Below are 9,504 nucleotides of genomic sequence, written 5' to 3' on the forward strand. Positions count from 1 at the left end.
GTGGTGTGGCGACCGGCGGAGCTGTCCCGTCCCCCACCGTCTCCCCAGTGAGTGGTTGGCCGCCCACCGGCACGGTGGTGGCCTTCCCTGCGGCGTCGGGTTCGGGTGCCGGATCGGCGGACGCCGCAGCGGCGGCCGGAGGTGTCGGCTCCGGCTCGCTCGGCCCCGGCCGGTGCGGCTGGGCAGCATCGTCGGTCATACGTCGATCCTGCTGCTCCGGGGGCCCGAGCGACCTCCGGAGGCGACCCTGACGCCACCCTGAGATCGGCCACCCCGGAATGTCCGGGGCGTCCCCGTGGTCGGACGACCGCGTTACGTGTGACGATCGGATCGGCGCCGGGAACCCGACCACCGCCCGGCCCGCCCCGTCCTGACCAGGGAGCCCGCGATCAGCACCGTCAGTCAGCCACCCCGCCTCTACCGCGCCCCGGAGCACCGGATGGCCGCCGGGGTGGCCGCCGGCATTGCCGAGCATCTCGGCGTCCCGGTGGTCCGGGTCCGGATCGCCTTCATGGTGCTGCTCGGGCTGAGCGGGCTCGGCCTGCTGCTCTACGCGGCCTTCTGGGCCGTCGTCCCGGTACGCCCCGGTGACACCGCCGTACCGCCCCGCCGGGACGTATGGCAACTGCTGCCGTTCGTGGCGATCGGGCTCGGCGTGCTGTTGATCCAGATGATGCTCTTCGACTCGGTCGGTGCGGCCGGCACCGCGGGCTGGCTGGTCGCCATCATCGCGGTCGGCGCCGGAGTGATCTGGCACCAGTCCGCGCCGGAGCGACGACGCCAGTGGGGCGAGTCGATGCCGGTGCCGTGGCTCGGCGCGGTGGTGGAGGAGAGCGACCGGCGCGCCTTCGTGCTGCGCTTCGTCGGCGGCGGGGTGCTGGTCGCGGTCGGCATCATCGGCGTCGCGGCGGTCTACTCCCCGGCGCAGAACTTCGACGCCGTGGTCAACGGGGTCATCTTCGCCCTGGTCGGGCTGGCGGGCGTCGGGGTGGTGGCCGCGCCGGTGCTCTGGCGGACGTGGAACCAGCTCCGTTCGGAGCGGGAGGGGCGCATCCGCGAGCAGGAGCGGGCCGAGCTGGCAGCCATGGTGCACGACCAGGTGCTGCACACCCTCGCCTTGATCCAGCGCAACGCCAGCGACGTGAAGACCGTGCAGCGGCTGGCCCGCGGCCAGGAGCGTTCGCTGCGCAACTGGCTCTACAAGCCCACCGCATCGCCCACCGAACGCTTCGCCGCCGCGCTGGAACAGGCCGCGGCCGAGGTCGAGGACACCTTCGCGATCACGGTGGAGCCCGTGGTGGTCGGCGATCGGGAGACCGACGAGCGGGTCGGTGCGCTGGTCGCGGCGGCCCGCGAGGCGCTGGTGAACGCCGCCCGCCACGCCGGGGTGCAGACCGTGTCGCTCTACGCAGAGGTCGAGCCCGACCAGGTCAGCGTCTTCGTACGGGACCGGGGTGTGGGGTTCGACCCGGCTACCGTGGAGGATCACCGGCACGGTGTCCGAGGCTCGATCGTCGGGCGGATGAAGCGGCACGGCGGCCGGGCGGAGATCCGCTCCCGGCCGGGGGAGGGGACCGAGGTCCGGTTGATCCTGCCGATCTCCCGGGATTCGGCCACGGCGGAAAGGGACAGATGATGGCCGAGGAGTCGACGCGACCGGTCGAGCCGGTGGATGCCGGGCCTGAGCGGCTACGGGTGTTCCTGGTCGACGACCACGCCATGTTCCGCGCGGGCGTCCGTGCCGAGCTGGGCGCGCATGTCGAGGTGGTGGGCGAGGCGAGCACGGTGTCCGAGGCGGTCAGCCGGATCGCGGCCACCGGACCGGACGTCGTCCTACTCGACGTGCACATGCCCGACGGCGGTGGCCGGGCGGTGCTGGAGGCGATGCGGCGCAGCCACCCCCAGGTGCGTTTCCTGGCGCTCAGCGTCTCCGACGCGGCGGAGGACGTGATCGGGCTGATCCGGGCCGGCGCCCGGGGCTACGTGACCAAGACGATCTCACCCGACGAGCTGGCCGCGGCGATCCGGCGGGTGGCCGATGGTGACGCCGTGTTCAGCCCCCGGCTGGCCGGATTCGTGCTGGACGCCTTCGCGGCCCGCCCGGACGCCCCGGTCGCCGACCCCGAGCTGGACCAGCTCACTAACCGTGAGCGCGAGGTGCTTCGGCTGCTCGCCCGGGGCTACGCGTACAAGGAGATCGCCCGGGAGCTCTACATCTCGATCAAGACGGTCGAGACGCACGTCTCCAACGTGCTGCGCAAGCTCCAAATGTCCAATAGGTACGAACTGTCGCGGTGGGCGGCGGACCGCCGGCTTGTCTGACCAGCCGACTGGTCGGGTCGGCCGCGCGTCTGGAACTGGCCTAGTCCTTTCGGGTAGGATCCAGGCCAGGGTGGCGGGATTCACGCCATGGAGCCGCGCCGCTTTCAGGGCGGCCCGCGCTGCGACGTCAATCGGCCATTCGGGCGCGAAAATGCCGTTGACGGGCAGCTCATACCACGTATCCGGGGTGAAGTGAATCCGGCTCCGGGTCGGTGTCGGCCCCGTCCCGGGCGGATATCGGGTTGATAACACGCCTTCCCGCCTGGGTGCATCGGGTGTCACAGTGGCAGGCACCTCACAACCCCCTCGTGAGCCGAGCGCCCTGAGGAGGCACTCCCATGCGCGGGAAATTCCTGAAGGTGGCGGTCGTGGCGACCGCCACCGCCATGTTGGCCACCGCCTGTGGCGGCGGCGGCAGCAACGACGAGACGGCCGGCAAGTCCGGCGGTACGTTGCGCGTCTACAACGCGGAGCCGGCGTTCCTGACGCCGTCCGGCGGTGACGACGAGCCGTCGCTCTACGTGATCCGTCAGCTCTATCGTGGTCTGGTCAAGTACAACGCCCAGACCTCCGCGGTCGAGAACGACCTGGCCGAGTCGGTCGAGTCGACCGACCAGAAGCTCTGGACGATCAAGCTCAAGAGCGGCTACACGTTCGACAACGGCGAGCCGGTCAACGCCGACGCGTTCATCCGGTCGTGGAACTTCGCCGCGTACTCGCCGAACGCTCAGAACAACGGCTACTTCATGAAGCGGATCGCCGGCATCAAGGACGTCCAGTCCACGGACCCGGACGGCGACGGCCCGGAGAAGGCGCCGGAGCCGAAGGCCAAGGAGCTTGCCGGCCTGAAGAAGGTCGACGACCTCACCTTCACCGTCGAGCTGGAGGCGCCGTTCTCCGGCTTCCCGACCACGATCGGCTACCCGGGCTTCTTCCCGATGGCCGAGGCCTGCGTCGCCGACATCGCCAAGTGCAACGAGACCCCGATCGGCAACGGGCCGTACAAGATCGACGGCAACTGGCAGCACAACGTCGCCATCAACCTGGTCCGCAGCGACAGCTGGAAGGGCGACGCCGGCAAGCCGGACCGGATCGAGTACCGCATCTTCGCCGATGTCGACGCCGGCTACGCCGCCTTCCAGGGTGGCGAGCTGGACGTGATGTACACCGTGCCGCCGGCCCGCTACAAGGAGGCCAAGGCCACCTACGGCGACCGGATGTTCGAGCTGGCCGGTGACAGCTTCACCTACGTCGGCTTCCCGCTGTACATGGACGAGTTCAAGGACAAGAAGGTCCGCCAGGCCCTGTCGCTGGCGATCGACCGTCAGTCCATCATCGACGCCGTCTTCGACGGCCGGTTCGCCCCGGCCTCGAGCTTCGTCGCCCCGAGCTTCGAGGGCGCTCGTCCGGACGTCTGCAAGTACTGCCAGAAGGACGTCGAGAAGGCCAAGCAGCTGCTCGCCGAGGCCGGCGGCTGGCCGGCCGGCAAGAAGCTGACCCTGTGGGCCAACGCCGGTGCCGGTCACGACCAGTGGCTCCAGGCGGTCGGCGACCAGATCAAGGCCGCGCTGAACATCGACTACGAGCTGAAGGTCAACCTGCAGTTCGCCGAGTACCTCGAGACCGCGGACAAGAAGAAGTTCACCGGTCCGTTCCGTCTCGGCTGGGGCCCGGACTACCCGTTCATGGAGACCTTCCTGTACCCGCTGTACGGCACGGGCGCTGGCAGCAACAACTCGGGCTACAGCAACGCGCAGTTCGACGAGCTGATGAAGGCCGGCGACTCGGCTGCCTCGATGCAGGCCGCCATCCCGTCCTACCAGCAGGCGGAGGACATCCTGGGTGAGGAACTGCCGGTCATCCCGATGTGGTGGCGGAAGGAAGCGGCGATCTACAGCGAGAACGTGGACCAGTTCGTCTGGAACGCCGTCGCGGACGCCGACTACGGCGCAACCTCTCTGAAGCAGAACTGAGCTTCAGGCTCCTGATCCAGCCGTAACACGACGTGGCGGCAACGGTCTCCCCACCAGGGTGATCGTTGCCGCCACGTCAGCGCCGAGAGGAGACCCCGAGATGGGGCGCTACGTCATTCGACGGTTGCTCCAGTTCATTCCCACCGTGCTGGGCACTATGTTCCTGCTTCACTACATGACCTCGCTGGCGATCCAGTTCAGCGGGAACCCTGTCCGGGCTCTCTTCGGTGACCGGACCCCGCCGCCCGCGCTGCTCGAAGCGATCACCGAGCGGCTCGGCTACGGCGACCCCTGCCTGAGCCAAAAGGGCAACTGGTGCATCGGGCTCTTCGGGGACCGCTTGCAGAGCGTGTTCTTCCACTTCGACTTCGGCATCAACCTGCGTCAGCGTGAGGTCACCGACCTGGTGGCCGACGCTCTCCCGTTCACCCTCAAGCTGCTGGTGATCGCGATCCTCTTCGAGGCGGTCGTCGGTATCGCGGCGGGTGTGCTGGCTGGCCTGCGTGGCGGTAGCTTCACCGACTACCTGGTGAAGATCAGCACGGTTTTCATCATCTCGGTGCCGATCTTCGTGCTCGGCGTGGTGGTGCGGGAGTTCGTCGGGGTCAAGTTCGGCAACGTGCTGCGTGGCCAGGACTGGATCCCGGACGTGATCTCCACCGGTATGTTCAGCCCCGGCTTCAAGCCCGACTACCCGTTCGCCAGCCTGATCATCCCCGGCATGGTGCTCGGCGCGGTCTCGCTCGCCACCACCGCCCGGCTCACCCGGACCAGCATCATGGAGAACATCCGGGCCGACTACGTCCGGACGGCCAAGGCCAAGGGCCTGACCAACAAGCGCGTCATCGGTGTGCACACGCTGCGCAACTCGCTGATCCCCGTGATCACCTTCCTCGGCGTCGACATCGGCGCCGCGATGGCCGGTGCGGTGGTCACCGAGACAATCTTCAACGTGCCGGGTATCGGCCGGCTGGTGACGATGTCCGCCCGTACCGGTGAGTCATCCGTCGTGGTCGGCGTGGTGACCATGCTGGTCCTGGTCGTCCTGGTCGCCAACCTCCTGGTCGACCTCCTGTACGCCGTGCTCGACCCGAGGATCCGCTATGAGTGACCAGATCGTGGTGACGACGCGGACGCAGGGTCTTCCGACCGCCCCTGGTGGCCGGCTGGAGCGAAACGAGGTGTGGAGATGAGCGACCTGACGAGTGCGGGCGCAGCCGTCGGCGGCGCGCCGGTGACCGGTGACGGCCCGCCGATCGGGGCTCCGGGCGGCGAGGGCAAGGAGCGCAGCGCCAGCCTGTGGGCGGACGCCCGGCGGCAGTTGGTCCGCGACCCGGTCTTCATGATCTCCTTTTTCTACATCCTCGTGGTCAGCTCGATGGCCGCCTTCCCGAAGCTGTGGACCAGCCAGGACCCGCGGGACTGCACCACCGACCGGTCCCGGATCGCACCGAGCGGGGAGCACCCGTTCGGCTTCGACATCCTGGGGTGCGACTACTACTCGCACGCCATCTACGGCGCGCGGCCGTCGATGGTGATCGCCGTCATGGCCACCGGTGGCATCGTGGTGTTCGGCGGGGTGCTCGGCCTGCTCGCCGGCTACTACGGCGGCTGGGTCGACTCGATCATCTCCCGGGTGATGGACATCTTCTTCTCGCTGCCGTTCCTGCTCGGCGCGATCGTGTTCCTGACCGTGATCAAGCGGCAGAACATCTGGACGATCGCCGCGGTGCTCTTCCTGCTGGCCTGGCCGACCATCGCCCGGATCATCCGGGGCAGCGTGATCTCCTCGAAGGACCTCGACTACGTGCACGCCGCCAAGGCGGTCGGTGCGAGCAACGGCCGGCTGATGTTCCGGCACATCCTGCCCAACGCGATCGCCCCGATGCTGGTGTACGCGACCATCGTGCTCGGCTCGTTCGTCGCCGCGGAGGCCACGCTGACCTTCCTCGGTGTCGGGCTCGCGCCGCCGGCCCAGTCGTGGGGCATCATGATCTCGGTCCACCAGGTCTACTTCCTGGAGGACCCGTGGTTGCTGCTCTTCCCCTGTGGTCTGCTGGTCGGCACGGTGCTGTCCTTCATCCTCATGGGTGACGCCCTGCGTGACGCCCTCGACCCGAAGTTCCGGTGAGTCCCATGACTGATGTGAACGTCAAGCTGGACGCGCTGCCGGGCCTCGACCCGAACGCGTTGCCGCTGGAGGTCAAGAACCTGCAGGTGGAGTTCCGCACCCGCAACGGCATCGCGCACGCCGTCAACGGGGTGAGCTTCGACCTGCGGGCCGGCGAGACCCGGGCGATCCTCGGCGAGTCCGGCTGCGGCAAGAGCGTGACCGCCCAGGCGATCATGGGGATCCTGGACACCCCGCCCGGCTTCGTCACCGGTGGCGAGATCCTCTACCGTGGCGTCGACCTGCTCAAGCTGCCGGAGTCGGAACGCCGCAAGGTGCGGGCGAACCGGATCGCGATGATCTTCCAGGACGCGCTCTCCGCGCTGAACCCGGTCTTCACCGTCGGGTTCCAGCTCGCTGAGCTGTTCCGGAAGCACCGGGGGATGTCCCGCCAGGACGCCAAGGCGCGCGCCATCGAGCTGCTCGACCTGGTCAAGATTCCGGCGGCGCGGCAGCGGGTGAACGACTACCCGCACCAGTTCTCCGGCGGTATGCGGCAGCGCGTCATGATCGCCATGGCGCTGGCGCTCGACCCCGAGGTGCTGATCGCCGACGAGCCGACCACGGCGCTGGACGTGACCGTGCAGGCCCAGATCATGGCGCTGCTGGCCGAGCTCCAGCAGGAGCGGAACATGGGCCTGGTGCTGATCACGCACGACATGGGCGTGGTCGCCGACGTGGCGGACCGGATTTCGGTCATGTACGCCGGTCGGGTCATCGAGGAAGCAGGCGTGGACGACATCTACGCCAGCCCGGCCCACCCGTACACCAAGGGTCTGTTGGAGTCGATCCCGCGCCTGGACCTCAAGGGCCAGGAACTCAGCGCCATCAAGGGGCTCCCGCCGGCGCTGACCAACCTACCGTCGGGCTGCGCCTTCAACCCGCGTTGCCGGTACGCCCAGGACGTCTGCCGCAAGGACCCGGCGCCTTCGCTGCTCCAGGTGTCGCCGAGCCGTACGGCCGCCTGCCACTTCTGGAAGGAGGTCAAGGGCGATGAGTGACTTCGTGCTGGAGACCCGCGACCTGGTGAAGCACTTCCCGCTCACCCGGGGCGTCGTCTTCAAGAAGCAGATCGGCGCGGTGCGCGCGGTCGACGGGGTCAACCTGCAACTGCGCCGGGGGGAGACCCTCGGCATCGTCGGCGAGTCCGGCTGCGGCAAGTCCACCCTTGCCCGGATGCTGGTCGGGTTGGAGACCCCGACCTCCGGCGACCTGTTCGTGCAGGGCAAGAACATGTCGAAGGTGGGTGCCAGCGAGCGGCGGCGCGGCCGGCGCAACATCCAGCTGGTGATGCAGGACCCGTACACCTCGCTGAACCCGCGAATGACCGTCGGCGACATCATCGGCGAGCCGTTCGAGGTGCACCCGGACGTGGTGCCGCAGAGCCGGCGGCGGGGCAAGGTGCAGGAGCTGCTGGAACTGGTCGGTCTCAACCCGGACCACATCAACCGGTACCCGCACCAGTTCTCCGGCGGCCAGCGGCAGCGCATCGGCATCGCCCGGGCGCTGGCGCTCAACCCGGAGATCATCCTCTGTGACGAGCCGGTGTCGGCGCTGGACGTGTCGATCCAGGCCCAGGTGATCAACCTGCTGGAGAAGCTCCAGAACGAGCTGGGTCTGTCGTACGTCTTCATCGCGCACGACCTGTCGGTGGTGCGGCACATCGCCGACCGGGTCGCGGTCATGTACCTGGGCAAGATCGTCGAGATCGGCACCGAGGACGAGATCTACGAGAGCCCGACGCACCCCTACACCCAGGCACTGCTGTCGGCGGTGCCGGTGCCGGACCCGAAGCTGCGCGGGCTTCGGGACCAGATCGTGCTGACCGGTGACGTGCCGTCGCCGGCCAACCCGCCGTCGGGTTGCCGGTTCCGGACCCGCTGCTGGAAGGCTCAGGACGTCTGCGCACAGCAGGAGCCGCTGCTGCAGATCCGGGACAAGTCCGGCCACCCGAGCGCCTGCCACTTCGCCGAGGTACGCGACGTGGTGCACGCGACGGAGTAGCCGCACAGACGCCGTCGGCCCGACCATCCGTACCGGGCGCGGCGGTGAAGGTAGTGCCTCCTCAGTGATCCGGGGCGTCGGCCGTAACCAGCGGCTGGCGCCCCGGTCCTCGTTGGGCGTTCGAGCGCGCCGAGCCGATCCGGTGAACGGCGGCACCCGGCGTGCGGCCACCGGGGCGCCCGGCGTGCCGCCAACGGGGCGCGGTGGCGTGCCGCCAACGGGGCGCGTGGCGTGCCGCCGACGGGGCACGTGGCACGTGCCGCAGACGGGCCACTGGAGGCGTCGGGGCCCCTCGCGCGACCAGCGGGTTGGCATGGGGTCGCGGGTGACGGGTCGGTGCGGTCGGACGCCGCGCGACCAGCCAGTCGCCGGCAGGGCGTCGTCCGCCGGTCAGAGCGGACCGCGGCCAGCCCGCAGCAGCAGCAGGGCGAGCTGCGTGCCGTCGGCACCGAGGGCCGCCCGGAACCGTTCCAGGATCTCCTGCTCCCGGGAGAGCACGAGCCGGGTGCCGCCGGAGGCCATCCGGGTGGCGCCGACCTCCCGGGACAGTGCCGCCCGCTCCTGCCACAGCTCGATGAGCGCCCGGTCGATCTCGTCGATCCGTACCCGGATCTCGGCGATCCGGGCGGCGGCGGCCGGCTCCGCGGTGCCGGTGCCCCGGTTGCCCGGCGCAGGCTCGGACGCGGACGCCGACGCGGGCTCGGGCCGATCGACCGGGCCGGTGCCGTTCGGGGTCGTGCCGGAACCGGCCGGGCCGCCGCTCTGCTCCATCACGTCTGTCATCTTCGGGTACCTCTCGCGGTGTGGTGCCCGGTGCCCGGATTCCGGGACGACAAAAGCCCCGGACTCCGAGGAGCCCGGGGCTTTTCGCAGGTCTTTTCGATCAGGCGCGACCTACGGCTGCCGGACTCCCGGTGCCGTAGTAAAAGTAGTAGCGCTGATCGAACACGCCGTCGAGTATGCCGTCCGACCGGGGCGGCGCGCAAGGAAAGCGTTAAGAAGGGGCCCTTCCTTGCACCTCGTCCCGTTCGGGGG

Annotated in this window: 8 protein-coding genes and 1 pseudogene; 7 read left to right on the top strand and 2 right to left on the bottom strand. The window is 69.3% G+C overall.

Features of this window, described 5'->3' with window-relative positions; translation table 11 throughout:
- Nucleotides 1-199: pseudogene (locus C1I95_RS36660) on the bottom strand (PspC domain-containing protein); the annotation flags it as partial.
- Nucleotides 200-370: 171 nt separating this feature from the next.
- Here C1I95_RS36660 and C1I95_RS28550 point away from each other — a divergent pair.
- From C1I95_RS28550 to C1I95_RS28580, 7 genes are all read left to right on the top strand, one after another.
- Nucleotides 371-1,636, top strand: coding sequence for an ATP-binding protein (locus tag C1I95_RS28550; protein WP_111218439.1), 1,266 nt, complete (start codon nucleotides 371-373; stop codon nucleotides 1,634-1,636).
- A complete protein-coding gene (locus C1I95_RS28555; RefSeq protein WP_111218451.1) occupies nucleotides 1,636-2,322 on the top strand; it encodes a response regulator in 687 nt (228 codons plus the stop codon). Before C1I95_RS28550 ends, C1I95_RS28555 begins: the two co-directional genes overlap by 1 nt.
- 338 nt (nucleotides 2,323-2,660) lie before the next feature.
- A complete protein-coding gene (locus C1I95_RS28560; protein ID WP_111218441.1) occupies nucleotides 2,661-4,295 on the top strand; it encodes a peptide ABC transporter substrate-binding protein in 1,635 nt (544 codons plus the stop codon).
- 100 nt (nucleotides 4,296-4,395) lie between these two features.
- Nucleotides 4,396-5,406: an ABC transporter permease gene (locus tag C1I95_RS28565; protein ID WP_111218443.1), complete on the top strand. Its 1,011-nt coding sequence runs from the start codon at nucleotides 4,396-4,398 to the stop codon at nucleotides 5,404-5,406.
- A 78-nt stretch (nucleotides 5,407-5,484) separates the two neighbouring features.
- On the top strand, nucleotides 5,485-6,426 hold the full coding sequence (locus C1I95_RS28570; RefSeq protein ID WP_111218453.1) for an ABC transporter permease: 942 nt from the start codon (nucleotides 5,485-5,487) through the stop codon (nucleotides 6,424-6,426).
- A gap of 5 nt (nucleotides 6,427-6,431) precedes the next feature.
- A complete protein-coding gene (locus tag C1I95_RS28575; protein ID WP_111218445.1) occupies nucleotides 6,432-7,466 on the top strand; it encodes an ABC transporter ATP-binding protein in 1,035 nt (344 codons plus the stop codon).
- Nucleotides 7,459-8,469: an ABC transporter ATP-binding protein gene (locus C1I95_RS28580; protein ID WP_111218447.1), complete on the top strand. Its 1,011-nt coding sequence runs from the start codon at nucleotides 7,459-7,461 to the stop codon at nucleotides 8,467-8,469. The genes C1I95_RS28575 and C1I95_RS28580 overlap by 8 nt, the downstream gene beginning before the upstream one ends.
- A 390-nt stretch (nucleotides 8,470-8,859) precedes the next feature.
- On the opposite strand, the gene C1I95_RS28585 is transcribed toward C1I95_RS28580, so the two are convergent.
- The gene (locus tag C1I95_RS28585) at nucleotides 8,860-9,252 is read right to left on the bottom strand and encodes a chorismate mutase (protein WP_233513946.1); all 393 of its coding nucleotides are present in this window, start codon (nucleotides 9,250-9,252) and stop codon (nucleotides 8,860-8,862) included.
- Nucleotides 9,253-9,504 lie beyond the last annotated feature (252 nt).

This window comes from Micromonospora craterilacus, assembly GCF_003236315.1.
GTDB lineage: Bacteria > Actinomycetota > Actinomycetes > Mycobacteriales > Micromonosporaceae > Micromonospora > Micromonospora craterilacus.